This is a genomic window from Corynebacterium sp. HMSC08F01 (genome assembly GCF_001807545.1).
Lineage (GTDB): Bacteria > Actinomycetota > Actinomycetes > Mycobacteriales > Mycobacteriaceae > Corynebacterium > Corynebacterium coyleae.
Map to the genome: position 1 here is coordinate 1 of NZ_KV789296.1, position 26,985 is coordinate 26,985.

Here is a 26,985-nt window from a genome sequence, read left to right on the forward strand (position 1 = left end):
TTCACCGTCCACCGGAATCATGACACCCCAGACCACGCTGGCTGATCCACCGAAATAAAGATCCGGGATAACGCGTCGAGATAATCACGTGCGGTTTCACGAGTGACATCCGCGTCCGTGGCGATAGTTTGAACTTCAATTTCGGTAGCAACCGCGCGAGAGATGGACTGCATCATTCTGCGCACACGCTCCGAGTCTCGCGAGACTTCACCCACAGTGTGGATATCCACATCGGCGACCGTCTGCACGTAATCACGGACGTTTTGCATCGCGTCATCCAAGGAAAGATCCGCGTTGTAAGGAAGGCCTCCGCGACACATTCGCTCAGCAAGTTCCGCCAGCGTCAAGGCGGGGGTTACAAAATCAGGCGCATTGCCCGCAGCAATCTCACTGAGGGAAGCGGAACCGTCCGACTCTCCCGACTCGAACAGGGTCATCGTCGACATCATTAGGCGCGCAAATCTTCCAGCACCAGAATGGCGGGTTGCGTCCACTCCCGGAGCGGTGGAACCCGTGAAGATGAACTGTCCCTTCGCCTTACGAGAATCAATCTCGTGCCGCGCAAAATCCCAAAGACGCGGTTGCAATTGCCACTCGTCGACGAGGCGAGGGGTGCCACCTTCGAGCAGTACGCGCGGGTCGGTCGCCATCGCCAGCGGGACGCTCGGATCAGTTTCAACATTCAAGACACTCCCCGCTTGCCGGCTCGCGGTTTCCGTTTTCCCGCAGCCCTTCGGCCCTTGAATGAGCACTCCACCTTGGCGACGAAGAGCGCTTTCGAGTTGGCCATCTGCAAGCCTTGGAATGTATGAGTTCGACATGCAAAAACCATAGCCGACTACCTGCGCGTTTTGCACTTTGAAACGGTTTCACTTTGCGTTTTGAAACGGTTCTGCTTTGCATTTTGAAACGGTTTCACTTTGCACTTTGAAATTCTGCGAGATAGTCGGCGGAAACATGTCTCGCCGAAACGAAATAACCACTCCGTAGACTCAGGGGCATGCCGAAGATTACTGAGGACACCGTCGCCGAGCACCGCGCCGTACAACACCGCGCGGTGCTTGACGCCGCCGAGCGCCTCATCGTCGAAAACCACGGCAAGGTGCCCACCCTGGCGGAGGTGGCTGCCGCGGTCGGTCTCGCACGTCCCAGCGTGTACCGGTATGCAAAATCGCAGCACGACCTGCTGGTTCAACTCCTCATCGCGGCCACCGACGAGTGGAACGCCGAACTCGAGACCAAGATTAAAAACGCGCCGCCGGAGCCTCATCAGCGCATCCGCGCCTACGTGGACGCCACCCTGGACCTCTTCGCGCATGGTGGCCACGGCCCACTCATGGCGGCGGCGAAGAACTTCCCGGAGGCGTTTGCCGACGACAACGTGCAACGCTCCCACGCCGGATTCCGCACCATCGTGGCGGACTTTTGCCCTGGCGTATCAGCCGTGGATATCGCGCTGCTCAACTCCGCCATTGCGCGTGCAGCCGAGTTCGCCGCCACACCGGAGGCGTTCAAGGCGGCGCGGGAGACGTTATATGCGATGGCGGATGTGGTCGTCGATTAGCAACTAGGACTCCCACTTCACCATCTGGCTTGGGCGTGCGAGCACGTTGCGCTTGCTGGCCACGATAAGACGGTCCAGGTCAGCCTGCACCGCGTCCACATCCGCCGGGTTGTACTGGCGCTCCCTGCGCGCCCGGTGCAACTCGGAGCTCGCCGCCTTAAGCGCAACCTTCTGCATTTCAATCGCGCTTTCGCGAGCGCGCTCGAAAGCTGCCATGCGCTCGTCAGTGCTTTCCGGATCCTGCAGGCGCTGCTCCGTAATCGAGTTCAGCCACTCCTGCACCATCGTGTACGCCTCCGGCGCATGCTCCTCGCCGTGTTCGCGCACCGCCTTGTGCGCCGCCGCGTACGCCCGCTGGTTCAATTCTTCAATTGCCCGGTCTGCTTCTGGGCCTTTTTGCAGGTCCATCTTCCGTACCAGCCATGGCAGCATGAGGCCGGGGATCACCATCGTGCAGGTCAGCACCGTCAACGCAATGACGGACAGTTCGTGGTGGTACTCGGTTGCCGACGGCGGGATAGCCAACACCAGCGCCAACGTGACCAAACCGCGCATGCCAGACCACGCCATCAGGAGCACCTCCTGCAGGCGCAGTGGCGACACGTGCGTGCGACCCTTGCGCACGTTCAACTTGTACAGCACCCACATCCAGGCCAGACGCACCACAAATGCGACGACAGAGAGCACCACGCCGACTTGTACGGCGGGCCAAATATAGGTGCCGGCGGTGTCGATAGCATCACGCACGCTCATGCCGATCAACCCGAACGCCACGCCCGTGAACAGCAGCTCCACTGTTCCCCAGAACGAGTGACCGGTCAGGCGGTCCTCCGCTGTCATCGTGGAGCGCGACGACAACTCCACCGCGGCGATCACGATCGCGATCACGCCCGAAGCGTGGATCGCCTCACAACCCGCATAGATGGCGAACGGCAGCACCCACGTAAACGCGGTACGGATCACGGAATCTGGCACCGAGTTTGCAAACAGCGCAGCTAGCCTGCCGACGATCAACCCCACCACCACAGCAACCGCCGCGGCATAAAGGAACTCAACGAATCCCTTGGTGAAGTCCACTTCACCCTCTGCAATCACCGCAGCCATGGCGATGTTGAAGGTGACAATCGATGCGGCGTCGTTAAACAGCCCCTCCGTCTGCAACGTTCCGGTGATGCGCTTCGGAATGCCAGCCGGTCCCGCCACCGCGTCGACCGCGACTGGGTCCGGCGGGGCGATCGCCGCCGCCAACACCATCGCGGTAGCCAGACTCACACCCGGCAGGATCCACATCGCCGTCGCCGTCAGCGCCGCGATAGTAAGGAACACCAGGATGACCGACATGGTCAGCACCACGTTGAGCTGCGAGCCGATCTGACCCCAACTCGTGCGCCTGGCCAGCGACCACAGCAGTGGCGGCAGGAAGATCGGCAAGATCAGGTGTGTGTCAATGGACACCGTGTCAATGCCTGGAATGAAAATCACCGGCGCCACCACGATGGTCAGCAGCGCCGGCCACGGAATGCCCGTGCGCTCACCAACCGCAGCGACAATGACGGTGGCCAGCAACAATCCGATTAGCGCAATAAACGTTCCCACGCTGGCTCAGCTTACGACGCTGACGCTGGTTCCTCGCCCATCTGCTGAATTCACAGAAATCCGATATCGGCTTCCGCCGGCGACGTGTTGGACGTCATCGGCGACTCCGTCCCGGCCTTCACCACCCCATATGCGCTGCTTGCCCACAACGACTCGGCCGAGTTCGGCACCGATGACGACACGGTGGTTGGCATCATCAACCGCTCCGACATCAACCGGTACCTCGTCTCGACGTTCGTCGCCCCGGTCCCGAGCGCCCAGACAAGGATTGTCACTTAGGTAAGGCATGCCTTAGAGTAATCACGTTAGGTCAGGGAGACCTAACGTGAAACTTTTTGACCACCTACGAAAGGTGCAACCTTGGCACTCTTTACCTCTCGCGCCCTGAAGGGGATCGCAGCCACGTTCACTGCGGCGCTCATGCTTGCCAGCTGCTCCAGCGGATCAAGCGATTCAACAACCGCTCCCGAAACTTCCGATGCCAACGGGTCAGAGGAGCGCATTGTGACAATGGGCCTCGGCGACGTCGATACGGTTCTTGCCCTGGGCGAACAACCGGTTGGTTACGCCACCTGGCAACAGGAAGGTACGGGGGACCCTTCCGGACTTGGACCGTGGGCCAAGGACAAGCTCACAGTCGAACCAAACCCGCTCCGGGACACGACCACCGAGTTCAGTACTGACACTGCCGAACAAGTTGCCTCGCTCAACCCGACAAAGATCATTGCAGTGAATAGCGGCCTCGAAGCCGATAAGAGGGCATTACTCGAGCAGATTGCACCAACCACCTTCCACTCGGATGAGTACCAAGATTGGCAGGTGCCATGGGACGAACAGATTAAGGAAATCTCCGAGGCGTTGAATAAGGAGGCCGAAGGCGAAAAGCTCATCGCCGACTCCGAGAAGGCCTTCCAGGATTTCCGTGAAGCGCACCCCGAGTTGCAAGGCAAAACAGCGGTAATCGGCATGCCTTACGACGGAAAGTTTGGCGTCTACACCTCGGGCGACGGCCGCGGCTCCTTCATCGAAAAACTAGGGTTCAAGATCCCGGAGAAGTTCAACGGCGATGGCTCCAGCTTCTTCCTTGACTGGTCCCCCGAGAACTACGCCGACTTCAACGACGTGGATTACCTCTTCGTGCTGGACTACTACGGCGCAATCGATGCTCTGAAGAACGACGCCACCTTCATGGACCTCGATGTGAATAAGCGTGGCGGGGTCTACTGGTTAGACACAGATACCGCCAACGCAATGAGCATGCCGAACCCCCTCACGATCCCGTACGCAATCGATCAATTCAAAAAGCAGCTCTAGAACACCAGGCAGAAGTGGTGCTTACCGGGGTACAACCAGTGGCCCCCCGTTTACCGGGTCTGTTGCCACGACAGCAGGCAGATGAAAAACACGGTCCAGTAAGGACTCGGTGAGCACCTCGGCGGGCGCACCGACCGCTTCCACCTCGCCACGCTGCATCACGATGAGTTGATCTGAGTAGCGTGCAGCGAGGTTCAAATCATGCAGCACCATAAGCACGGTTCTACCCTCCTGATCGGCGAGTTGACGTACGAGCGACAAGACTTCGACAGAGTGAGACAAGTCTAGGTAAGTCGTCGGCTCGTCCAAGAACACGAGCGGAGTCTCCTGAGCTAAGACCATCGCAATCCAAGCGCGCTGACGCTGACCACCAGAAAGTCGCTCGAGCGGACGGTTTGCAAACTCCGTGATATTGGTCAGTTCCATCACCTCATCGACCACACGTGAATCCTCAGCCGAGCTCTGTCGCAACCAAGATCGATGTGGGTGGCGTCCACGGCCAACCAAATCATGCACTGTCAGCCCCTCGGGAGCCACCGGAGTCTGTGGCAACACTGCAAGCTGACGCGCAATCTCGCGGCGCTTCAGATTCGCCATGTCCACGCCGTTCAGCGTTACCGTGCCGCAGTCACGTGTAAGAAGCCCTGCCACAGCACGCAACAGCGTTGACTTGCCACAACCGTTTGGGCCGATGATTGTGGTGATTCCGCCTTTGGACACGTCGAAATCAATGCCCTTGAGGATGACGGAAGCGCCATAACTTACCTTAAGATTTCGGACCTGAAGCATCATATGGACACCTTTCGTGTTGCACGCAACAGCGTGTAAAGCAGCACTGCGCCACCAATTGCAGTTGTGGCTATTCCCACCGGCAGATTCCCCGGCACCAGGGTTCGCACCGCCAAGTCAGCGACGGATACGATCGCCGCGCCAGTAAGCATCGCGGTTCCTAATGGCGGCGTTGCTGCATGTGTGATCTTGCGTCCGATCTGTGGTGCGACAAACGCCACGAAGGCTATCGGCCCAGATGCCGCAATGCCCATCGATGCCAGCATTACAGCCATTAGCATGAGGATCAGCTGGGTACGCCGGGGCTCTACCCCGAGACCAGCAGCAGTGTCCTCCCCCAAAGAGAGTGCCTCAAGCTTGAAGGCTACCCACCGCAATAGTGGAATGACGACCGCCAGTGCAATGAGTACAGCGATGGCGTCGTGCCAACTAGAAGAACCCACCGAACCGGTCACCCACGCCTGCGCCTTGCCTACATCTCGATAGTCAGCACGAACAAGCAGGAACGAGTTGTAGGCCATCGCCAGCGCATTGATGATGATGCCGGCGAAGACAAGCTGGAAAGACCCTAGTCCAGCACCACGACTCAGCCACCAGATTGCCGCAGATACGGTCAGTCCCCCGAGGAATGCACTGAGCGGCACGCCCAATACACGCAGCATCATCCCGGCACTTCCACCAGCGAGTAGCGCGGTCAACGCGAAAGCGGAGGCACCCGAGGTGACCCCCAAGATGTCCGGACTCGCCAGTGGGTTCCTTGTAATGGTCTGGAAAATTGCCCCGGCAAAGCCCAGCGCAGCACCTACACCCAGCGCCGTGACCACTCGTGGCAGGCGCCACTCGAGAACTACAGTCCGGGTCAGCTCTGCCGTTTGGCCCATGAGAGCGGAAACTACGTCTCGAACCGATAGCTCGAAATCTCCAACCATCACGCCCCCGAGGGCAGCGGCTAGGGCCAGCACCGCGAGAGCAGTGTTTATCGCGAAAACCCGCATCAGAGTTTCGTCCCCTTCCGCAAGATATGCAGTGCAAATGGGGCCCCAACGAAGGCGAGTGTGATGCCCACCTGTAATTCTCCAGGGCGCGCGATGACGCGACCAATAACGTCAGCAAGCAAGAGCAACGTCGCCCCAGCCAGCGCGGAACACGGCAGCACCCAGCGGTAGTCCGGGCCGGTGAGGCTACGCACGAGGTGCGGAACAACCAGGCCAACGAACCCGATCGGTCCGGCTCCAGCCACCGCTGCGCCAGTAAGCAATGCAACCAGGACGATACCCAAGGTCCGCGCGATAGAAACTCGGACGCCAAGTGCATTTGCAACGTCATCCCCCAAGTTCAGGAGGTTTAGCTGATTCGCTGAAGCAAAGGCGCCCACGAGCCCAAGAACAATCACGGGAGCAAGGACCGTGACCACCTGCATATCGCGTCCGGCGATAGCACCCGCTGTCCAAAACCGCATCTCATTAAGGCTTCGCGTATGCGTCAGTACGATGCCGCTCGTCAGCGCAGAACAAACCGCACCCAACGCGGAACCACCAAGCCCCACCGTGATCGGCGTAGATCCCAGGCTTCTCATGCTGAGCACGAACACAAGCGCTACCGCAAGTATCGCCCCGAGAAATCCCACCCCGACAGTGCCTAATACCGTCATTGACCCATGAAAGGAAATGGCTGCTGCCACAGCAAGCGCCGCGCCAGGCCCGACGCCCAGCAGGTTTGTGTCTGCTAACGGGTTTCGGGTGTGTCCCTGCAGCAGTGCGCCCGCAGTGCCCAGCGCTGCTCCCACCAGCAGACCAAGCAGAGTGCGCGGAACACGGAGCTGCGCGATGATCTTCGCCTCATCGCTGGACGCCTCAGGCTGTTCGTCTGCGCCCGAGAACGCCAGCATGAGTCCATTACGAACCGCGCTCACCGTTGCCTCGAAACCCATTTCGCGCGCCCCGATCAACAGCGACACCAGCGCTGCACACACAGTGGAAACCACAAGGAAGGCGACAAGCCCAACACGTTTAGTCACGCTGTAACTCCGTTACCGCCAGTATCCCATGAACGACACGTGGTGACGAGGCACTCCCGCCTCACCCACCAGAAGCCGCCGCATCGCCGTCACAGCCGTATTCTTCCCAGCGATCCAGTAGTAGGTGTGCCCTGCAGTACCCGACGTGGGACCTATCAATTCTCCACTGCTGGAATACGTGGGTGTCTCCCAGACTTCATCGAGCTGGGCTTCATCCACAAGGCCAGTTTTTCCAGTTTCCAACGAAGCGGAGGCACAACGGGATCCAACTTCCTGTTTCAGCTGCGCAAGAAGCAAGCCTCCGTAGTCGAAGTCACCCTCTTCACGAAAGTGCCAACGGATATCAACCTGTGAAGGGGAGTCGATGGGCAGATGATTGCCGGCGGGCACCTCAATATCAACCGAACCGGCGAGCCCCTCGGGCCAATCCCCCAAGATACGAGCCATTGCAGGCAACGCGGTTTCATCGCCGTAAAGACGCACAATCGCAGCAGATCCGGGGTCAAACTCAATACCAACACCGGAATCATCGTCGCGGGTTGGTCCAATAATCAGCAGCTGCTGCCCAGGGTGTGCGTCCTGCGCCCACGCCGAGGCGGGACCGGGACTATCGCTGTGCAAAACAAAATCCACATCCAATTCGTCAGGGCCTTCAGCACTTCGCCGGAACTCCCGAATGGAATAGGTACGCAGGTGTCCGCGCATATGCTCCGGCATCGCACGCCACGTCTCCCACCACCCCTCTTCCGGAAGCTCGAACAGACCACTGACAGGCGGGATCAGTAGCTTGATACGCAAATCCCTGATAGGAACGGCGGGTCCCATGTCGTCGACCCCGGTGAACGTCACCCGCTGGAAACTCGGCGCAATGCGTTCACTGCGGACGACGGTTGCAAGGAAAGGTCTAAAACTCACCCCGCAAACTATATAGGCTTGCCTATCCTAAGGAAAGCATTGAGGTGAGCAGTCCCGGCGCCCGTGTAGCCGGCCAAACGGCTAGTCGCCTTTAAGACCGGTGACGGCACGGGCGCGGGCATCATCAACCGCCCTGACATCAACCGGTACCTCGTGTCCGCCTTCGTCGCCCCGGTCCCGAGCGCCTAGCCACCCGGCTGCGGAGTTGTTTGAAACAACTATGAAACAACTCGCTATAAAACTGACCCGAAATTAAACCATCGCCGCAGGTCACAATAGTTGTTTCGAGTTGTTTTGAGTTGTTTATACCGAAACCCAACGGACACTCGGGCCTCGCGTTGGGCTCCCGTCGGCGATTTTCGCTTTCCCTAGGTCCCGAAGGTGGCGAAGGATTCGGCTCACTGATTCACGCTCGACGCCGAGTGCATTCGCAACCTCACGAGCGTTCAGGGACTTCCCCTCGCGCAACTGAGCAACGATCCAGTCCTCGGTAGTCACGGATGCAATCGCAGTAGATTCGTTCCCCCCAAAAGCCGTCCGTGCTCGAGCAGACAATATCCACTCGGGGGCATCCCGCAAAGGTTCTAGGAAGCCCTGACTTGCGTACCACCCCAAGTATTCTTGGGCCTGCGCTTCCGGGACTTGCATGAGTCGGGCCGCCGTGGACGTCATCAAAATCTGGTTGTTCGCCAGATGACGCGCCACTAAGAGCCCATTTACGCTATTGAATATCGCCTCTCCGAACTCAGCACGCAGCAGGTACAGCGACTTAATAAAAGCCGAATCGACGTTTCCGGCGGGCAACGTGACCTCCACAAACGGTCCATCGGCATTCAGACTAGGCGCTTGTCTACCACTGGCGAGCATGGAGACCCACATGCGATCGAAGCCTCGCGAAGACTCTTCAGCGAGGCCCAACCGCCGCAATGCACCCATCAGAATCGGGTTACGCGGGATCGATTGGGTGGTCAGAATCCTTTCCTCAGGCACGCCGACAGGGAGACCACCAGGAGACCAAACGGTCAGACTGGTCGGAGACTGATCAACAACGATTGCAGTGGTCGCTCCCCAGTCGCGGTGCGCGAATGCGTTGGAAACAATTTCGTCTACAGCAGCCGCAGGAAACGCCGGAATGGGAAACTCTTGCCCGTTCGGGAGTTGCACTCGCGCAATTTCCTGCGACGTGTGAGCCTTAATCAACGCACGAAGCTGTTCTGATGCAGTAATCAACGGTGCGGAGATCTCGGTGACTTTCGGATCGCCACTGGGCACGTCGCGAAGCAAGTGTCGCACGACCGTCCGGTTGCGCAGCGGCTGCATGAAGAGAATTTCTGCCGCAAAGGTCAGCGCGCCATCGGGCGTAAACAATCCCAACTCACTGCAGAGTTCAAGACTCGTCTGGGGTACAGGAGAGTCATCACCCAAGGCATGCTTCCGGTTGGCAAGGAGTGCTTTAGCCTGCTCGATTGCCTTAGGATCGAGATCTTCAGGGCTTCGTCGAGACGCAGTAGCGCTCAGGTCAGGGTTCGAACGGGACAGGTGAATACTGCGACGCTCATCCTCGCCCAGAGGGACGCAGTTTTTCCCGACACGTTTACTGGCTTGGCCTTTGGAACGCTGATACAGCGCCATCCCCCGTGGGATGCGCAATGCAATCAAACGCTTGCCGCAGCGCTCGATTTCAGAAGCTTCGACCTGAATATGAGGCTGCGTCTTGCTGTAAATCTTTTCCACCAACCAGTCGCATGAGCGATCGGTGCCAGTGAACGCAGCAGGGCCTGCCTTCTTGTCATTGACGCCAAGGACGATGTAGGCGACACCGCCGTCGGCGTTGGAGAAACAAATGACCTCGTCGACAAGAAACTCCACAAGCCCCGCATCGGGGTTCTTGTTCATCGGGTGGACAGCAGGATCTTCCTTGAAATCCAGTACCTGGGATTCCCAGCTCCCAGCGCTATCTCCGGCCTCAATTGCCGACAGCGCTTCCTCCACACCCTCAAAACCCGAATCGAGCATGGGCTCAGAATAACAAAAGTTGTTTCAAAGTTGTTTGAAACAACTCCGAAACAACTTACCGCAAAACTCGCCCGAAATCAGCCCATCCGAGCAGGTCAGCATAGTTGTTTGGAGTTGTTTTGGGTTGTTTATAACTCGACCGTCCTGCCGTCGATCACCTTGGACGGCACACCGATCTTGCCGGCGGCGCGCACGTCAGCGAACCCGTCAAGCGAGTCGCGCAGGGTGAGGAAGCGTTTGAGGTTGCGCAGGTTGGTGACGTCGAGAAGTTCGGCGTCGCCGAAGGCCTGCGGGTCTGCCTTAAACTGCGCGATCACGTCGGTGCAGTCGGGGCAGTCGGGGTGAACGAAAATCTCAGCGCTCACAAGTACCTCCTAGTGGCCGCGCGGCTGGGACAGTGGCTCGCCGGACTCGAAGAACGGACGGAGCTGGTTGTCGAACAGGGTCAGTGCAGACGCGATGGCCATGTGCATATCCAGGTATTGGTAGGTGCCCAGGCGGCCGCCGAAGAGGACGTTGTGTTGTTCGGATTCTTCCGCCGCGAGTCGTCGATACGCCTCGAGCTTCGCGCGGTCCTCGGGGGTGTTAATCGGGTAGTACACCTCGTCGTCACCCTCGGCGAAGCGGGAGTATTCCTTGACAATGACGGTCTTGTCGGTGGGGTACTCGGTGCGCTCCGGGTGGAAGTGGCGGAACTCGTGGATGCGGGTGTAGGGGACGTCGGCGTCGTTGTAGTTCATCACCGAGGTGCCCTGGAAGTCGCCGGTGTTCAGCACTTCCTGCTCAAAGTCGAGGGTGCGCCAGCCGAGGTGGCCTTCGGCGTAGTCGAAGTACTGGTCGAGCGGGCCGGTGTAGACCACTGGTGCGTCGGGGTTTTCGGCGCGGATGTCGTCGCGGACGGTGAACCAGTCGGTGTCGGTGCGGACGTCGATAAGCTCATGCTCCGCCATCTTCTCCAGCCAGGCGGCGTATCCGTCGACGGGGAGGCCTTCGTACTTGTCGTTGAAGTAGCGGTTGTTAAAGGTGTAGCGCACCGGCAGGCGGGAGATGATCTCCGGCGGCAGGTCAGTCGGGTCGGTCTGCCACTGCTTGGCGGTGTAGTGCTTGACAAACGCCTCGTAGAGCGGCTTGCCGATCAGGGCGATGCCGCGCTCTTCCAGGTTGGTCGCGGCGGCCGGGTCGAGGCCTTCACGCTGCTGTTCGATGAGCTTCTTCGCTTCGTCCGGCGAGTAGTACTTGCCGAAGAACTGATTGATCAGGCCGAGGCCCATGGGGAATTGGTAGGCGGTGCCGTCGTGCATCGCAAACACGCGGTGCTGGTAGTCGGTGAACGAGGTGAAGCGGTTGACGTATTCCCACACGCGCTCGTTCGACGTGTGGAAGAGGTGCGCGCCGTATTTGTGCACCTCGATGCCGGTTTCCGGCTCCTGCTCCGAGTAGGCGTTGCCGCCGATGTGGTTGCGCTTTTCCACCACCAGCACGCGTTTGCCCAGCTCGCTCGCCGCTTGCTCGGCCACGGTGAGGCCGAAGAACCCTGATCCAACAACAATGAGGTCGTATGCCATGCGGTCTATTTTCGCACAGTTGCTTATCGACGACACCACGCCGCGACACGCCACAAAAGCCTCAAGTCTTTCTTGAGACTTTAGATTGCACTACACTGCGTTCCAGTCACAATTGCCACTATTTTCACAAGAAGTGTCAGGAGTTTTACCGTGCAACAACGCCGTAGTCTTCAGGGCGGTGCGGTCCGACCACGCCGGGCCGTCATCCTGCCTGTCGTGGTGTCCGTTCTCCTCGTGGTGGCTCTCGTCGCTACGCAAGTGTTCAGCGGCAACCGCATCCTCCACGTCCAATCCCTCGGCGCCGGCGCACCCGAGGTGTACACCGCGTCCGAGTCCTTCGCGTCCGGCGCGAACATCACTGTCGACGACGCCGCCATCCGCACCCAAGGCGGCGAAGAAGGCGAAGTACGCCGCGTGGTCAAGGAGTTCACCAACGACCGCGACTTCTCCATCGTCGGCTTGACCTGGACCGGCGACCGCGACATTGCCGCATTCGTCCGCTCCCAGAAGGCCGACGGCACCTGGTCCGAATGGTTCGAAATGGACCCGATCGACCCGCCGAAGGGCAGCGACAAGTTCGGCACCGAACCGATCTTCGTGGGCAAAACCAAGCGCGTCCAGGTCTCCACCGGCGGCGTTGATCTTCTCGACGGCGGCCGCACCGACTCCGGCGCACCCACCACCGCCAAGGACCTCAACGCTGTCTTCCTCGACGGCGGCGAAGGCCAAACCCAAGGCGGCATCAACCCGGTCGCGGACTCCTACACCTGGGGCATGCCCAAGGTGATCACCCGCGCACAGTGGGGTGCAGGCTCCAGCCAGGCCCCGTACTACAACGAGCCAACCACCGCAGCGACCGTGCACCACACCGCAGGCTCCAACAACTACACCGAGGCCCAGGCACCCGGCATCGTCCGCGGCATCTGGAACTACCACGCCCGCACCCTGGGCTGGGGTGACATTGGCTACCACGCGCTCGTGGATAAGTACGGCAACATCTACGAAGGCCGCGCAGGCGGCATGGACCGCGGACCGCAAGGCGCACACGTCGGCGGATTCAACCAAAACACCTGGGGCGTCTCCATGCTTGGCGATTACCAAAGCGCCCAGCCCACCACCGCAGCACTGCGCGCCATGGGCGAAATCATCGGCTGGAAGGCAGCCGTCGCCGACTTCAACCCAATGGGCTACAGCTACCACCAGGCAGAATTCAGCTTCAAGGGCTCCAAGTACTCGGCTGGCCAGGGTGCATCGTTTAGCAACATCAACGCTCACCGTGACTTCCACTACAGCACCTGCCCAGGCGACAACCTGTACTCCAAACTGCCCATGATCCGCGCCACCGCCGCAGCGAAGTACCGCACGCTCAAGGCCGGCAACCGCGCAGGCCTGGGCAACCGCGGCACCGAGTCGACCGCTGTCACCACCACGGCGCAGTCCCCGGCATTGCCAGGCGACACCGGCAATCAGGGCAACACCGGCAACAACGCCACAGGCGTTCTCACCGGCCTGACCTCCGGCGACCCGATCGCCATCGCCACCGCGGCCGGCACCGTCATCGGCGCAATCCTGCTGTTCCTGGCTGCACGCGACATGCTCCCCGGCGTCAGCGAGCGCCAAGGCGTCGAAGTCTTCCAGGGCCTCAACCTCACCCAAGTCGCAGAACTGGCACGCAAGGTCGGCCCGGCCGTCGGCCCCGCACTGAACGCCTTCGGCGCCACCGAGGCCGCCGCCGTCTGGACCGCTCTTGAGCCCACCCTGGGCAAACTCATCGCAGGCGTTGGTGGACCGACCGGCCCGGCGATCACCTTCTACTCCAACGGCATCGCCGCGCGTAATGACCAGGGCGAGATCATCGCGCTCGTCGGCAAGATTGCGGAGGCCTGGCTGCAGCAAGGCCTCGACGCAGGCCCACTCGGCATGCCGATCACCCGCGAGTACTACCCGACCAGCGACGTCGTCCGCATCGACTTCGAAGGCGGCAGCATCACCTACAACCCGACCACCAACGCGCTGGACATCACCACGCGCTAGGCCCTCGCAGGCTCGGGCCTAGGCAAGATCTAGACAGCGCTCCACCGCGTCTTCCCACGCGGTGACCAGCCGGTCCCGTTCGGGGCCGGCCATTTCGCTTTCCCAGGTGGTGGAGGTGCCGAGCGACAAGGGTTCGTCGATAAGCGAAATGCCCATCGCAGCCGCCGACGCCGCCCCCATCACGGTCGTCTCCGTGTTCGCGGGCCGCTCCACCGTCACGCCGAGGATGTCGGCCTGCATCTGCATCAACAGGTTGTTCTCCGTCATGCCGCCATCGACCTTCAGCGTCGTCGGGTCGCCGCCCATCGCACACACCACCTCGCGCGCCTGCAGGCATGTCGCCTCCAGCGCAGCGCGCGCAATGTGCCGCTTATCGACGAACCGCGTCAACCCCACAATCACACCCCGCGCATCCGGACGCCACCGCGGCGCGAACAGGCCGGAAAACGCAGGCACAATCACCACTCCTCCACTGTCCTCGACCTGCTCCGCGAGGGTTTCCGATTCAGCGGCGGTGCTCAGGATGCCGAGCTGGTCGCGCAGCCACTGAATCAACGACCCGCCCACGGCCACCGAGCCCTCCTGCGCGTACACCGGCGGCTGGCCCTGCACCTGGTAGGCGACGGTGGTCAGCAGGCCACGGTCGCTGAACTTCGGCTCGGCACCCGTGTTGAGCAGCATGAACAGGCCGGTGCCGTACGTCATCTTCGCGTCGTTCTCATGCAGGCCGCCTTGGCCGAACAGTGCGGCCTGCTGGTCGCCGAGCACGCCCGTGATCGGCACGCCCGCCAGCGGACCCCGCGGACGGATCTTGCCAAAGTTGCCCACAGACGGCCGGATCTCGGGAAGGATTCGGGGCGGGATGCGGAGGTCGTCGCAAAGTTGCTCGTCCCAATCGAGGGTTTCCAAATCCATGAGCAACGTACGCGACGCGTTGGTCACATCCGTCAGATGCAACGCCTCGTCCTTGTCCTTCGCCCCGCCCGTGAGGTTCCAGATCAGCCACGTATCCATCGTGCCCGCCAGGAGTTCGCCCTTTTCGGCGCGCTCGCGAGCGCCTTCGACATTGTCCAGAATCCACGCCCACTTCGGCGCCGCAGGATACGAATTGTGCAAAAGCCCGGTCTTACTCAGGTACTTCGTGGCGTCCCCGTCGTGGTTCGTGCGGGTGTCCTGCCACACGATCGCGTTGTAGATCGGCTTGCCGGTTGCTTTGTCCCAAATCACGGCAGTCTCGCGCTGGTTGGTCAGCCCGAGAGCGTAAATGTCCTGCTCAGCGATGTCCTTGTCAGCAAGTGCTTCGCTGAGCGCCCGGCGCGTGTTACGCCAGATCTCCATCGGGTCGTGCTCCACCCACCCCTTGCGCGGCATGATCTGCTCGTGCTCAAACTGCGCCTGGGTGATGACCTTCCCGTCCGTGCGCGTGATGCACACACGTGTCGACGTCGTACCCTGGTCAATCGCCGCAATCAAAGCCATGCGCGTGATTCTACGGTGGGCGGGGTGTGCCAGTTGGGTTGCTGTGGGTGTTTCTGGCTCGTTTCCGGTGCTTTTCTGGCGCTTTCTGGCTCGCTTCCACTGCTTATCGTCTAGCTTCCGCTGATCGTCTAGCTGCATTTTTGTCGAACCAGACGATCAGCTAATTACTGAAAACCGTGTTCATCATCACCTGGGGAAATACCGGGTCCTCCCCGAGGCCGTCTAGCTGGATTCGATGCGGAGCTAGACGATGAGCCGAACTAGACGATCAGCGCGCCCCGGTTCCCTCAAAATGCACAATATATTGCGCAAAGACCCCCTTTACAGCGCAGCAGTCGGGTGCAATATTGCCTACATGGGGGATTTACAGAAGAAACGCGAAGCAGAACTCGAACTCATTCAAGACGTCGCAGCAAAGTCCAAATCTGCAGTGATCACAGGTCCAGCCGCGTCCAGGTGGCTAGGACTCTCGACATATAACTGGGTCACCACAGTCGACCTCGCACTACCAGGAGAAACGAGGCCGTGGAAGCGCGGCGATGCCCATCGCATTTACAGAAGTGGAATCCTCGCTGAACAGGAGTACCTCGTACACAAGGGGGTTCGCACGGCGACGGCGATCAGGGCGATGTTCGACTCGTTCAGGTACCACGGGCGCACTGAAGCGCTGGTGCAGATCGAGTCGGCGAGGTGGAAGCACCGCCACCTGACCACGGAATACCTACTGGATAAAACGGAAACGCTGCCGAAAGCACGCGGAATCGCGGGGTTCCGAAAACTCATCGAACACGCGACGGATACGTCAGCGAGTGTGTTGGAGACGATTGTGCGCGACGCAATCCTGCGTGCGATCGCAGACGGAACGCTTACCGGGGTGGTCACGCTCGAGTTCCAGGTTGGCCTGCGGATCCGGGAACGTGACGGCCGCCCGATGATGGCCTGGGCGGACATACTGATCAACGGGTTTCTCGTTGTGGAGGCAGACGGTCTCGAGAAGACGAGCGGGGTAATGGGAGATGCAGCGAGCATGCTTCGCGACGAACGCGAGCGCGAAACCCAGCTTCAAAACCAGGGCGCAGTTGTCAGGCGGGTGAGGTGGGACCGTGCAACGTCCACCGAGTTCATCGCGTCGCTGCAGACTGTGATCGACAGCAGCCCCGGCGTGAGGGAGTTGCCAAATCGGGTAGACGTGAACTATCGCGACTGGTTGGAGGAGTTAGAACAACGCGCGGCATGATCTGCTCGTGTTCAAACAGCACCTGGTTGATGACCTTCCCGTCCGTGCGCGTGATGCACACGCGTGTCGACGTCGTACCCTGGTCAATCGTCGCGATCAAAACCATGCGCGTGATTCTACGGTGGGCGGGACGCTGCCCGGTATAACGCTTTTACAACGATTGCTGATTTTCAAAAAGCGCACGCCGCCGCCTATGTATGCTCTACGTCACACACACACTTGTGTCGCTTGTCACATATTGGTCGCTAATTACTACAGGAGGGAAAATGTCCACAGCACAAAAGCTTTTCGCCCCAACAATCTGCGCCACAACTCTTTTGTTTGCGTCTCTGCCCACCCCTGCCACCGCAGCAGAACCTGTCGGCGAAGAATTTCATACCAATCAAGTTGTCATCACCGTTCAAGAAAATGGTGAAATCTCGTCGGTAGAGTCCCCTAATCCGAATGCACAACTTAGGTCCACAGGTGAACGCGCGCCTGATTGCATTAATGCGATACCGGAAAAAGGTTTCGTCCAAGTTTACAACCATTGCGACTGGGACATACGCGTCAAGGTAATTTTTGCATTTGCCCCAGACTCAGCCTGCAAGCTAGTGGTAGCCGGAACTCGTACAAATATCTCCCCACATATTGGTCGTATTGATGGAGTGGTCACATGCTAAAACCTACTATGGACAGGAATAACTCCAAGTTCGTAAGATACCTCGGATTAGCACTTCTCGCTGCTTTCTTTACGACGATGTCTTTGTTCCACCCCCAAGAGCCGAATTCTGAAGCATCGGGACACAACGACCGAATCTTCCTCGTTGAAAGTGAATGCTGGAATAAACTTGATCTCCTAAGAGCACAACAAAAAACTGGGTACTGGGCTAGATCCGCAACCTGCTTTTTCGACAGAACCTTAAACTACGGTTACGGAGCCTGGGTCATCCGCCATACATAACCTGGGAGGACACTATGTGGTTTGACGGATATCTACGGCAATTCGGAAATCGGCTGGAGGACTTCCTTTCAGTAGCAGTCCCCGAAGCGCTCGCAGAATTGACGCCTTCCCAACGGGAGCAAGTTACCAATGGCGTAGACGAGTTTCCCTTTGAAATCGTGCTCGAAATTCTCAACTCTAAACACAGCCATGAAGACACCGTCTCCCGCATCCTGGCCATAACCGGAACATGGATGAATGCCGCATCAGGGAGCCAGTGGACTGTTGGTCCTCTCAGCAGCACTGCTTACTCAGAGCGAGTAGGTGTAGGTGTTAGGTGGGGCGAGCTCGCATTTTCACCGTTGTTAGGTATCTCGGAGAACCTTGTCGATACATTTCCCACCTGGCCGGGCGTACTCATGGAATTTGCTCGCATGCAAGAGGACGATCGCGACTATTTCCGCCAGAGAATGCAGGAAATCCTCGAAGAGACCTAGTACCAGCGCTCGAGGACTGCGGCGACGCCGTGTTCGTCGTTGGTGGTGGTGACGTGGTCGGCGGCGTCTTTGAGTTCGGGTTTGGCGTTAGCCATGGCCACGCCGGTGCCCGCCCACTGGATCATCTCCAGGTCGTTGGGCATGTCGCCGAACGCGATTGTCTCGGCGGCGGTAAGCCCGTAGCGGTCGGCGAGGTATTGCGCGCCGGTGGCTTTGTTGGCGCCGGGTCGGGATATTTCGATGAGGCCTTCGTCCATGGAGTAGGTGACGTGGGCGGTGGTGTCGTCGATAAGCGGTGCGATGATGTCGTACATCTCCGCGGAGGTCATGTCGGGGCAGCGGACCAGCAGTTTCGCGGCGGGCACTTCGATGAGCGTTTGCTTATCGACGACACCAAACCGACTATCCCACGCATCCGGGTTGTACTCCGGCGTGATCAGGAAGCATTCGTCCTCCGGGTCGAGGGCGGAGGAGCCGACGCGTTCGACGCCGTAGCCGTGGTAAACGTCGGCAAGCGCCCGTTCGACGTCGTGGAGGATTTCGCCCATGGTGTCGGGGGTAAGTTCGTGGGCGTGGAGGACGCGGTCCTCGGTGGGGTCGTAAACCACGGCACCGTTGGCGCACACGCACACGGGTGCGACCGGGAGCTGCTCGAGCACCGGGATGAGCCAGCGGTGGGGACGGCCGGTGGCCAGGCCGAAATGAGCGCCGCTGGAAATCGCACGGGACACCACGTTGCGCAGGCGCGGGGTGACGCGGCCGGCGGAGGTGATGAAGGTGCCGTCGATGTCAGAGATGATCAGGCGGGGTGCGGTTTCCGGCAGCGAGGTGGTCATGGTTTCCGCCCCTTCTTCGCGGCTTTCGCGGCGCGTTCTTCGGCGTGGATCCGGTCGGCCTCCTCAATAGTGGGTGCGGTGCCGCCGAGGGCGGCGGGCAGCCAGGGCTCACCTGTGCCGGGGCCGGCGAGTGCGGTGTATTCGGTGCGGGATTCGTCGAGAAGCAATTGCATCTGGCGCTTGAGTTCCGCGGTGTCGGCCTCGGCGTCACCGGTGAGTTCGACGGGTGCGCCGTAGCGGACGATGACCGGTACGTTGCGGAAGTGTTTCGGCAGGTCCTTGGTCCAAATGCGTTGCGATCCCCAGATCACGCACGGGATGAGCGGCACACCGGCCTGATGGGCGATGCGTGCGGCGCCGGTTTTGAAACTGGCAAGTTCGAACGAGCGGGAGATGGTCGCTTCCGGGAAGATGCCCACCAGGTTGCCGCTGCGAAGTCGCTCCACGGCGGGCGCGATGGCGGTGCTGCCGTGGGCGCGGTTGACCGGCACGTGATGCATCTTGCGCAGCAGACGCCCGAGGACGGGTACGTCGAAGACTTCCTGTTTGGCCATGAAGCGCACGAGGCGCTCGCCGCGCAGGTAGGGGCCGGTGCCCATGAGGATGAAGTCGGCGTAACCGGTGTGGTTACCGGCGATAAGCGCGCCGCCCTCGGTGGGGACGTGTTCGGCGCCGATGACGGTGACGTCGATGTTCAACGCCCGCATCACGCGCCGTAGCGTACCCACGAGCCCCTGGTAGAAGCGCTCCACCGCCTCCTCACGGTGGGCTGGGCTTTCAGTAAAGCGTTGCGGGACGTTGAATCCGCGGTAGGCGCGCAGTTTCATTAGGGCGTGAGCACTTCCTTGCCAACCCACGGACGCAGCGCCTCAGGCACGCGCACGGAGCCGTCGGCCTGCTGGTTGTTCTCCAGGATGGCGACGAGCCAGCGGGTGGTGGCCAGGGTGCCGTTGAGGGTTGCGGCGATCTGGGTCTTGCCGTCGGCGTCGCGGTAGCGCGTCTGCAGGCGGCGAGCCTGGAAGGTGGTGCAGTTCGAGGTAGACGTCAGTTCGCGGTAGGTGTTTTGCGACGGCACCCACGCCTCCGTATCAAACTTACGGGCTGCAGAGGAGCCCAGGTCGCCGGCGGCGACGTCGATGATGCGGTACGGCACCTCAACGGCGGCGAGCATGTCGCGCTCCAGGCCAAGGAGCTTCTGGTGCATCTCCTCTGCGTCTTCCGGCTTGCAGTAGGCAAACATTTCGAGTTTGTCGAACTGGTGGACGCGCAGAATACCCTTGGTGTCCTTGCCGTAGGAGCCGGCCTCGCGGCGGAAGCAGGAGGACCAGCCGGCGTAGAGCAGCGGGCCGTCGGACAGGTCGATGATCTCGTCCTGGTGCAGGCCGGCGAGTGCGACCTCGGAGGTGCCGACGAGGTACATATCGTCGCGCTCCAGGTAGTAAATCTCCTCGTCGTGCGCGTCGAGGAAGCCCGTGCCCTGCATGATGTCCGGGCGTACCAGCACCGGCGGGATCATGAGCTTGAAGCCGGCCTCGCGGGCCTTCTGCGCGGCGAGCATGAGCATGCCCAGCTGCATCCAGGCGCCGTCACCGGTGAGGTAGTAGAAACGCGCGCCGCCGACCTTGGTGCCGCGCTTCATGTCGATCAGCCCGAGCGGCTCGGCGAGGTCCAGGTGGTCCTTGACCTCAAAGTCGAACTCGGGGACCTCGCCGACGTGCTCGAGGACCACGAAGTCCTCTTCGCCGCCAGCCGGGGCGCCCTCGATGACGTTGGCGATGGAGTACTGCAGCTTCTCCAGCTTCCCCTGCGCCTCAGCCTCCGCAGCCTCGGCTTCCTTCACGCGGGCCTTCAACTCGTTAGAGCCTTCCAGCAGTGCCGGGCGGTCCTCCGGGGCGGCCTGGCCGATCTTTTTACCGAACGCTTTTTGCTCGGCGCGCAGCTCATCTGCTGCTTGGATCGCAGAGCGTCGGGCTTCGTCGGCGGCCAATAGCTCGTCGACAAGCGCTGGGTCCTCTCCGCGAGCTCGCTGGGACTCGCGGACTGCCTCGGGGTTTTCGCGCACACGCTTCAGATCAATCACAGTTGCATACCTTACCTTGTTCCCCGACGCGCGTACGCCGATCCGCAATCCGGTCATAACCAGTGCGCTATGGTGGCCTTATGCCCACCCGGATCACAGACGGCCCCGTGCCCAAGCATGAGCAGCTGCGCGCGATTATCGACGAGCTGATCTCCACCGAGCTCTCCCCCGGCGACCCCCTGCCTGGCGAGCGGGCATTAGAAGAGGCCTACGGCGTATCCCGCATCACGGTGCGTCGCGCGATCGGAGATCTTGTGTCCGCTGGCCGTTTGCGCAGGGTGCGCGGCAAAGGCACGTTTGTGGCGCCTGCCCCGCTGGTGAGCCGTCTGCACCTGGCGAGTTTTTCGGACGAGATGCGAGCGCAGCGGGTGGAGGCGTCGTCGAGAATCTTGCTCTCTGAGCGCACGACTCCGCCGGACGCGGTGGCCACGTTCTTTGGCACCCCGCCCACGACTGAGCACATCCGCCTGCGGCGCCTAAGGCTTGGCGACGGCGAACCGTACGCCGTCGACGACGCCTGGTACAACTCCATCCTCGTGCCTGACCTGCTGGAAAACGACGTCTACCACTCCGTGTACACCCTGCTGGAAAACGAATACGGACTCGGCATCACAGAAGCGGAGCAGACCGTCACCGCCGTCACGGCAGGCCCCGACAACGCACCGCTTCTCGACGTCACCCCGGACACCGCCCTGCTCCACATCCTGCGCTACGCCCGCAGTGGCGGCAGCAACGTGGAGTATTGCTCCTCGGTGTACCGCACGGACCGCTACCGGCTGACTACACGGGTCGCCCGCGAAGTGGAATAATGGTGCGCCATGGCTTCGAAACAGACCGCGCTGCGCGCCTTCCTCATCGCTACCCTGGCGGGCACGGTGGGCGCCGGCACCTACGGACTGACCGCCGATAGTTCCGGCTCCGCAGACCAGGCGGGCGGCTCGTCTACCTCGAGTTCTGTTGCGGAGGCGGCGTCGTTCACCACCGCCGACGCCGGCTCGTGTTTGACGTGGCAGGTTGCCGAAGACGGCACCCATACCAACTTTGAGCAGGCGGATTGCGCCGGCGAGCACCGCTTCGAGGTTGCCGCGCGCGAGGACCTGGCCACCTACCCCACCTCCGAGTTCGGGCCAGAAGCACCGCTGCCAAACCAGACCCGCCAGGCGCAACTGCGCGAGGAACTCTGTGGCGCGGCAACCCTGCGCTACCTGGACGGCAAGTACGACCCGAACGGGCGTTACTCCATCGCTCCGATCCTGCCGCCGGCCGACGCGTGGCAAAACGGGGACCGCACCATGCTGTGCGGCCTGCAGGAAACCGACAACGACGGCGAGCCGGTGCTGACCTCCGGCCGGGTTGCGGATGCGGACCAGGCCCGCGTGTTTGAGGCCGGCGAGTGCGTGGCCATCGACGCCGCCAACTCCCTGTCGGTGGTGCCATGCGACAAGCCGCACCAGTTGGAGATCACCAGCCGCGTCAACCTGGCAAAACACTTCGCGGACCACACCCCGTCCGTCGAGGAGCAGGACAAGTACCTCGGCGACGTGTGCACTCAGGCCGCGCAGGATTACCTGGGCAGCGAGGAGGCGCTCTACCAGATTGCGCTGCGCCCGTTCTGGACCTCGCAAACCGCCGCCGCTTGGGAGGGCGGTTCCCGCAGCGCCAACTGCGCGTTGATGTTCTCGCGCCCGGAGGGCCAGTTTGCCAACCTCACCGGGTCTGCGACGCAGGGCCGCGAGCATTTGCGTATCGACGACGCCCCGCCACCCGAACGCCCCGAACGCCGCCCGTTGCGCTCTGAGCAGCAGCCGAACCAATCGCAGGCCCCGGCATCTGAGGCTCCCGCGCCTGCGCCGGAAGCGCCTGCCCCCGAAGCGCCTGCCCCCGAAGCGCCTGCGCCTGCACCTGAGGCTCCGGTGCAGTTCTGATGATGGCCCCGGTCAGCGACGAACTGTTCGAGGAGATGATCAACGACGCGTTGGACACCATCCCGGACCGCTTCGCCGAACATATGCAGAACATGGTGATTTTGGCCCGCGACTTCAACCCCGACGACCCCACACTGCTCGGGCTTTTCGAGGGCGTGCCGCTGACCGAGCAGCACTCCAACCACTCCGGGTTCCTGCCCGATGCGGTGTTCATCTACAAAAACGCACTCGAAGCCATCTGCACTGACGAGGAGCAGTTGCGCCACGAGGTGAAGGTCACCGTTCTGCACGAGGTCGGCCACTACTTCGGGTTAGAGGAGCACGAGCTGCACGCCCTCGGCTGGGGTTAGGCCTTCGGCCAGCTCCCGAGCATGCGTATCTGCGTCGCCTGCTCCCCCACGGCGGCAATCGCCTGGGCGATGGGGTCGTCGTCAATGTGGCCCACAAGGTCGACGAAGAAGTTGTACGTGTTGGGCTCTTTGCGGGTCGGGCGCGACTCGATGCGCGACATGTCCACCCCGCGCACCGCGAATTCCTGCAGCGCGCCGACCAGCGTGCCGGGCTTGTTGGGGGTGCGGAAGACGATGGCGGTGCGGTCGTTGCCTGTTGCGGCAGGTACCTTGCCTTGCTTACCGACGAGCACAAACCGAGTCCGCGCCGTCTCCATATCCGCCACCCCGCGGGCGTGGATGTCCAGGCCGAACAGGTCCGCAGCGCGCTCGGGCGCGGCCGCCACGTCCGCCTCGCCGTCCGCGACCATCTTCGCCGCGGCCGCGTTCGAGGATGCCGGGACGAACTCCACGCCCGGCGCGTGCTCACCAACCCAGCGTTTGACCTGGCTGTACGCCACCGGATGGGTGGCCAAGCGGCGGGCGCTGCCCAGTGTTTCGCCCGCGCGTGTCATGATGGCGAACGCGATGGACAGTTCCGTCTCGGCGTAGATCTGCACGCCGGGGGTGTCGACGAGCGCGTCGGCGGTGGTGGTCACCGCACCGTCGACGGAGTTCTCAATCGCGCACACCGCCCAATCGGTCTTGCCTTCCGCGACCGCTTTGAGCGCCGCCGCAGGCGAGTCAACCGGGACGAACTCGGCTTGGCCTGTGGAGTCGAAGCGGCGCGCCGCCTCCTCGGTGAAGGTGCCCTCGGGCCCGAGATACGCAATTCGTGTCATTTCTTCTCCTCCTGTGCTTGCTCTTGTGCTGCTTCTTCGGCGAGTAGCGCGTAGGTGATCAGCCAGTGTGTGGCCATGAAGTTGGTGCCGGTGAGGTGCGGCACGGTGGCGTCGATAAGCATTTGCGTGCCCTCTGGCCTACCGATGGCCCGCAGCAACCATGCCCGCGTGAGCATCAGCCCGAGCAGGTGGGCCTGCTGGCCGTCGTCGGGGTCGTTGACCTGGAGCGGGGTGGCGTAGAACTCCAGCGCACCCGGAGTGAAGAAGCAGTCTAGCCAGGCGGGGAAATCCTCGCCGAGTACGCGCTGCATCAGGGCTGCCTGCGCCAGCCCGTTGGGGACGAAGTCGTGGCCGGACAGTTCCCAGGTGTGTGGGTAGGCGTGGTCGTTGTGGAACCAGGCGCGGGCGGTGTCGTCGCAAAGCAAGCGGAGCTTGTGGAGGCCGAGTGCGTCGGCGGCGTCGATGATCAGCAGCAAAGCGAGCGCCGAGTTGCTATGCACGCCGTGGCGCACCGGCAACTGCTGAGTGCCAAGCCAGGCGGTGATGTTCTCCTCCAGTTGGCGGGCCAGCGGCGCCATCGCGGCCTCCCACGGGGTGCCACGCGTGACCTTGCACAACTGCAGCGCCCACGCCCAGCCATACGGCCGCTCGTACAGCGGGTGCGCGCGCAGGTAGGCAGCCTCGGCGGCGATGTTGTCGGCGGTCAGGCGCTGGTTGAGCAGGTCGGTGAGCGAGGGGTCGTCGACTAGCTTGTGCAACTTCACCCCGCTGGCCAGCATGTGCACGCACGAATGCCAGTCGAAAGACCCCCAAAACGCCGGGTGCAAGCGGCGCGGGGTGACATCCGTGTCGGCCGGCCCGAGGCTCGCGTGGTGCATCGCCGCCGGATACTCCCGACCGACGACCTCGACGACAGTGCGCGCCCACAATTCGTGCATGGCGCTAAAGTTACCGCATGCAACGGCGCCTGAAGATAGAGATCCTGCTGGTCCTCGCCGTCACATTCGGCACCGCGGGCCTACGCGCAGCCCTGCGACTCATCGACTCGCTGCTCAAAGCCCCGCTCAGCGAACAAACCACCACAATTTACGACGCCACCTCCACCATCCCGTGGCTCGACCTCGCCCTCCAGGCATGCTCGGCGCTGACCCTGTTCGCGTGGGGTGGACTCGCATGGTTTCTTCTCGACGACCGAGCGCAACCACCCCGCCTACCCCACCTCCCCGACCTCGCCCGCGGTGTCGGATTCGCCGCCCTGATCGGCCTGCCCGGGCTCGCGTTCTACGTCACCGCCGTGCACCTCGGCCTGTCCAAAGTTGTCGTACCGACCACCGAGGCCGTGCAGATCCCGACCTCCCTGCTGTGGTCGTTGGCCAACGGCTTCGGCGAAGAGGTCGTCGTGGTGATGTACCTGGTCACCCGCCTGCGCCAACTCGGCTGGAAGCCCTGGCAGTTCATCGCCGCCTCCGCCGTGCTGCGCGGGTCCTACCACCTGTATCAGGGCATCTCGGCAGGCCTGGGCAACATCGTCATGGGCGTGGTGTTCGCCTGGTACTTCCACAAAACGGGGCGCATCTGGCCGCTGATCATCGCCCATTTCCTCATCGACGCCGTGGCGTTTATCGCCTACCCACTCCTCGACCTGTCGTGGCTCGGAATCTAACCACACGCGTCACACTGGTTACACTGTTTTTATGTCAACGACGCCCCACTCCAACGACCCCCGCGACAACGCGGGCGAGTTCGTCCTGGGCAAAGACGGAAAACCCATCGTCGACCGCTACGGCCGGCCCGTCCGCCGCCGGCCCTCACAGACCGCACGGCCTGCGGATTCCCATACGGAGCGGCCCGCACGTTCCGCCGAGCGACCCCCGCACCGCGACGAGTGGCGCCGGGAAGAACGCCGCGTCGAACCCGGCCACACCGTGTTCGAGCCACGCCCCGCCTACGAGCCACGCCGCGCGCCCCAGTACCCTCCGCGCGAAGCTTCACGGCCGGTGCAGTACCGGCCCGGACAGCGCCCAGCGCAGGGCCAGTACAGGCCCGCGCAGCGTCAGGCACCCCGTGATGAACGGCCGATGCCGCTGCAGGTGTCCAAGAGGAGGGAAAGGTCGGCGTGGCGTCGTCGTCAAGCAAAACGCCCTGGATGCGGCAGCATCATCGCCCTCATCATCGTGATCGCGCTCGCGTCCGTCCTCCTTACCGACGCCCGCCTCAACCGCGTCGCCACACTCCCCGACGAACAAATCGGCAATACAGCCGGCACCAACTGGCTCCTCGTCGGTTCCGACTCACGCACGGGCCTGAGCGAACGCGACGTCGAACGGCTCGGCACCGGCGGCGACATCGGCTCCACACGCACCGACACCATTATGCTGCTCCACCTGCCCCTACGCGGCAAAGCAACCCTGATGTCCATCCCGCGCGACTCCTACCTGCCAGTACCCGGATACGGCTACGACAAAATCAACGCCGCGTTCGCCCTCGGCGGCCCCGAACTCCTCGTGCAGACCGTCGAGCAAAACACCGGGCTACACATCGACCGCTACGCCGAAATCGGCATGGGCGGCATCGCCGGCGTTGTCGACGCCGTCGGAGGCGTGGAAATCTGCGTTGCCGAACCTATCGACGACCCCCTCGCCAACCTGTTCGTCGAGCCCGGCTGCCAAAAGATGGACGGCCCCACCGCACTCGGCTACGTACGCACCCGCGCTACCGCCCAAGGCGACCTCGACCGCGTCGTCCGCCAACGCGAATTCCTCAACGCACTGACCTCGCGAGCACTCTCACCTGCAGTGTTCCTCAACCCGTTCCGCGTCGGACGCCTGCTGTGGGTAGCGCCGACCCTGCTCACCGTCGGCTCCGGCGACCACGTCTGGAATCTTGCCCGCATCGCCTTCGCCATGCGCGGCGGCCTAGAGACGGAGACCGTGCCCATCGGCGGCTTCGCCGACACCGAAGTGGGCAACGTGGTGCTCTGGGACGACGCCGGGGCCGAAGCCCTGTTCGCGTCGCTGCGGTAGTGTCA

27 protein-coding genes are annotated in these 26,985 nt (G+C 61.9%); 12 read left to right on the forward strand and 15 right to left on the reverse strand.

Annotated features, from left to right (window positions below; genetic code table 11):
* Positions 1-17 precede the first annotated feature (17 nt).
* On the reverse strand, positions 18-821 hold the full coding sequence (locus HMPREF3171_RS04120; RefSeq protein WP_141743339.1) for an ATP-binding protein: 804 nt from the start codon (positions 819-821) through the stop codon (positions 18-20).
* A 179-nt stretch (positions 822-1,000) separates the two neighbouring features.
* On the opposite strand from HMPREF3171_RS04120, the gene HMPREF3171_RS04125 reads away from it, so the two are divergent.
* Positions 1,001-1,564, forward strand: coding sequence for a TetR/AcrR family transcriptional regulator (locus HMPREF3171_RS04125; protein WP_070483143.1), 564 nt, complete (start codon positions 1,001-1,003; stop codon positions 1,562-1,564).
* Positions 1,565-1,567: 3 nt separating this feature from the next.
* On the opposite strand, the gene HMPREF3171_RS04130 is transcribed toward HMPREF3171_RS04125, so the two are convergent.
* Positions 1,568-3,160, reverse strand: a complete 1,593-nt coding sequence (locus tag HMPREF3171_RS04130) for a cation:proton antiporter (protein ID WP_070483146.1) — start codon at positions 3,158-3,160, stop codon at positions 1,568-1,570.
* 84 nt (positions 3,161-3,244) lie between these two features.
* Between HMPREF3171_RS04130 and HMPREF3171_RS04135 the strand changes: the two genes are divergently transcribed.
* Together HMPREF3171_RS04135 and HMPREF3171_RS04140 are read left to right on the forward strand one after the other, a co-directional pair.
* Complete coding sequence (locus tag HMPREF3171_RS04135; RefSeq protein WP_070453297.1) at positions 3,245-3,439, forward strand: hypothetical protein; 195 nt, start codon at positions 3,245-3,247, stop codon at positions 3,437-3,439.
* Between the two features lie 81 nt (positions 3,440-3,520).
* A complete protein-coding gene (locus HMPREF3171_RS04140; protein ID WP_246815318.1) occupies positions 3,521-4,474 on the forward strand; it encodes an iron-siderophore ABC transporter substrate-binding protein in 954 nt (317 codons plus the stop codon).
* 21 nt (positions 4,475-4,495) lie between these two features.
* Here HMPREF3171_RS04140 and HMPREF3171_RS04145 read toward each other — a convergent pair whose 3' ends face one another.
* From HMPREF3171_RS04145 to glf, 7 genes are all read right to left on the reverse strand, one after another.
* Positions 4,496-5,266: an ABC transporter ATP-binding protein gene (locus tag HMPREF3171_RS04145; RefSeq protein WP_070483148.1), complete on the reverse strand. Its 771-nt coding sequence runs from the start codon at positions 5,264-5,266 to the stop codon at positions 4,496-4,498.
* Positions 5,263-6,258, reverse strand: a complete 996-nt coding sequence (locus HMPREF3171_RS04150) for a FecCD family ABC transporter permease (RefSeq protein WP_070453303.1) — start codon at positions 6,256-6,258, stop codon at positions 5,263-5,265. Before HMPREF3171_RS04150 ends, HMPREF3171_RS04145 begins: the two co-directional genes overlap by 4 nt.
* Positions 6,258-7,280, reverse strand: a complete 1,023-nt coding sequence (locus HMPREF3171_RS04155) for a FecCD family ABC transporter permease (RefSeq protein ID WP_070483150.1) — start codon at positions 7,278-7,280, stop codon at positions 6,258-6,260. Before HMPREF3171_RS04155 ends, HMPREF3171_RS04150 begins: the two co-directional genes overlap by 1 nt.
* 12 nt (positions 7,281-7,292) lie before the next feature.
* Entirely contained in the window at positions 7,293-8,195 is a 903-nt protein-coding gene (locus HMPREF3171_RS04160) for a siderophore-interacting protein (protein ID WP_070453308.1), read from the reverse strand.
* Between the two features lie 303 nt (positions 8,196-8,498).
* Positions 8,499-10,211 (reverse strand): RNA-binding domain-containing protein, encoded by a 1,713-nt coding sequence (locus HMPREF3171_RS04165; protein ID WP_070483152.1) that lies wholly within the window; start codon positions 10,209-10,211, stop codon positions 8,499-8,501.
* 128 nt (positions 10,212-10,339) lie between these two features.
* Complete coding sequence (locus tag HMPREF3171_RS04170) at positions 10,340-10,576, reverse strand: hypothetical protein (RefSeq protein WP_070483154.1); 237 nt, start codon at positions 10,574-10,576, stop codon at positions 10,340-10,342.
* Positions 10,577-10,585: 9 nt separating this feature from the next.
* The gene (gene glf / locus HMPREF3171_RS04175; protein WP_070483156.1) at positions 10,586-11,776 is read right to left on the reverse strand and encodes a UDP-galactopyranose mutase; all 1,191 of its coding nucleotides are present in this window, start codon (positions 11,774-11,776) and stop codon (positions 10,586-10,588) included.
* Between the two features lie 150 nt (positions 11,777-11,926).
* Between glf and HMPREF3171_RS04180 the strand changes: the two genes are divergently transcribed.
* Positions 11,927-13,810, forward strand: coding sequence for an N-acetylmuramoyl-L-alanine amidase (locus HMPREF3171_RS04180; RefSeq protein WP_246815319.1), 1,884 nt, complete (start codon positions 11,927-11,929; stop codon positions 13,808-13,810).
* Between the two features lie 18 nt (positions 13,811-13,828).
* Here HMPREF3171_RS04180 and glpK read toward each other — a convergent pair whose 3' ends face one another.
* Entirely contained in the window at positions 13,829-15,289 is a 1,461-nt protein-coding gene (gene glpK, locus HMPREF3171_RS04185; RefSeq protein WP_070483158.1) for a glycerol kinase GlpK, read from the reverse strand.
* Positions 15,290-15,917: 628 nt separating this feature from the next.
* On the opposite strand from glpK, the gene HMPREF3171_RS11855 reads away from it, so the two are divergent.
* From HMPREF3171_RS11855 to HMPREF3171_RS04195, 3 genes are all read left to right on the forward strand, one after another.
* The gene (locus HMPREF3171_RS11855; RefSeq protein ID WP_141739436.1) at positions 15,918-16,526 is read left to right on the forward strand and encodes a hypothetical protein; all 609 of its coding nucleotides are present in this window, start codon (positions 15,918-15,920) and stop codon (positions 16,524-16,526) included.
* A 266-nt stretch (positions 16,527-16,792) separates the two neighbouring features.
* On the forward strand, positions 16,793-17,188 hold the full coding sequence (locus HMPREF3171_RS11860) for a hypothetical protein (protein WP_141743340.1): 396 nt from the start codon (positions 16,793-16,795) through the stop codon (positions 17,186-17,188).
* Positions 17,189-17,483: 295 nt separating this feature from the next.
* Positions 17,484-17,945, forward strand: a complete 462-nt coding sequence (locus HMPREF3171_RS04195; RefSeq protein WP_070422636.1) for a hypothetical protein — start codon at positions 17,484-17,486, stop codon at positions 17,943-17,945.
* Here HMPREF3171_RS04195 and HMPREF3171_RS04200 read toward each other — a convergent pair.
* The 3 genes from HMPREF3171_RS04200 to serS are packed head-to-tail and all read right to left on the reverse strand — an operon-like array spanning position 17,942 to position 20,861.
* Positions 17,942-18,781 (reverse strand): Cof-type HAD-IIB family hydrolase, encoded by an 840-nt coding sequence (locus HMPREF3171_RS04200; RefSeq protein WP_070483162.1) that lies wholly within the window; start codon positions 18,779-18,781, stop codon positions 17,942-17,944. The genes HMPREF3171_RS04195 and HMPREF3171_RS04200 overlap by 4 nt on opposite strands.
* Positions 18,778-19,608: a lysophospholipid acyltransferase family protein gene (locus HMPREF3171_RS04205; RefSeq protein WP_070483164.1), complete on the reverse strand. Its 831-nt coding sequence runs from the start codon at positions 19,606-19,608 to the stop codon at positions 18,778-18,780. Before HMPREF3171_RS04205 ends, HMPREF3171_RS04200 begins: the two co-directional genes overlap by 4 nt.
* Positions 19,608-20,861, reverse strand: a complete 1,254-nt coding sequence (gene serS, locus HMPREF3171_RS04210) for a serine--tRNA ligase (RefSeq protein WP_070483166.1) — start codon at positions 20,859-20,861, stop codon at positions 19,608-19,610. The genes HMPREF3171_RS04205 and serS overlap by 1 nt, the downstream gene beginning before the upstream one ends.
* A gap of 80 nt (positions 20,862-20,941) precedes the next feature.
* Between serS and HMPREF3171_RS04215 the strand changes: the two genes are divergently transcribed.
* The 3 genes from HMPREF3171_RS04215 to HMPREF3171_RS04225 are packed head-to-tail and all read left to right on the forward strand — an operon-like array spanning position 20,942 to position 23,136.
* Positions 20,942-21,670 (forward strand): GntR family transcriptional regulator, encoded by a 729-nt coding sequence (locus HMPREF3171_RS04215; protein WP_070483168.1) that lies wholly within the window; start codon positions 20,942-20,944, stop codon positions 21,668-21,670.
* A gap of 9 nt (positions 21,671-21,679) precedes the next feature.
* Positions 21,680-22,786, forward strand: coding sequence for a septum formation family protein (locus HMPREF3171_RS04220; RefSeq protein WP_070483170.1), 1,107 nt, complete (start codon positions 21,680-21,682; stop codon positions 22,784-22,786).
* Positions 22,787-22,788: 2 nt separating this feature from the next.
* Positions 22,789-23,136 carry a metallopeptidase family protein gene (locus tag HMPREF3171_RS04225; protein WP_070422663.1) on the forward strand — a complete coding sequence of 116 codons (348 nt, stop codon included), beginning with the start codon at positions 22,789-22,791 and terminating at the stop codon, positions 23,134-23,136.
* Here the strand turns inward: HMPREF3171_RS04225 and pheA are convergent.
* Positions 23,133-23,957 (reverse strand): prephenate dehydratase, encoded by an 825-nt coding sequence (gene pheA, locus HMPREF3171_RS04230; protein ID WP_070483172.1) that lies wholly within the window; start codon positions 23,955-23,957, stop codon positions 23,133-23,135. The two genes, HMPREF3171_RS04225 and pheA, sit on opposite strands and share 4 nt — an antisense overlap.
* The gene (locus HMPREF3171_RS04235) at positions 23,954-24,895 is read right to left on the reverse strand and encodes a DUF2891 family protein (RefSeq protein WP_070483174.1); all 942 of its coding nucleotides are present in this window, start codon (positions 24,893-24,895) and stop codon (positions 23,954-23,956) included. The genes pheA and HMPREF3171_RS04235 overlap by 4 nt, the downstream gene beginning before the upstream one ends.
* A gap of 17 nt (positions 24,896-24,912) precedes the next feature.
* On the opposite strand from HMPREF3171_RS04235, the gene HMPREF3171_RS04240 reads away from it, so the two are divergent.
* Entirely contained in the window at positions 24,913-25,620 is a 708-nt protein-coding gene (locus HMPREF3171_RS04240) for a CPBP family intramembrane glutamic endopeptidase (RefSeq protein ID WP_070483176.1), read from the forward strand.
* 31 nt (positions 25,621-25,651) lie between these two features.
* Complete coding sequence (locus HMPREF3171_RS04245) at positions 25,652-26,980, forward strand: LCP family protein (protein ID WP_083291954.1); 1,329 nt, start codon at positions 25,652-25,654, stop codon at positions 26,978-26,980.
* The last annotated feature ends 5 nt before the right edge of the window (positions 26,981-26,985 follow it).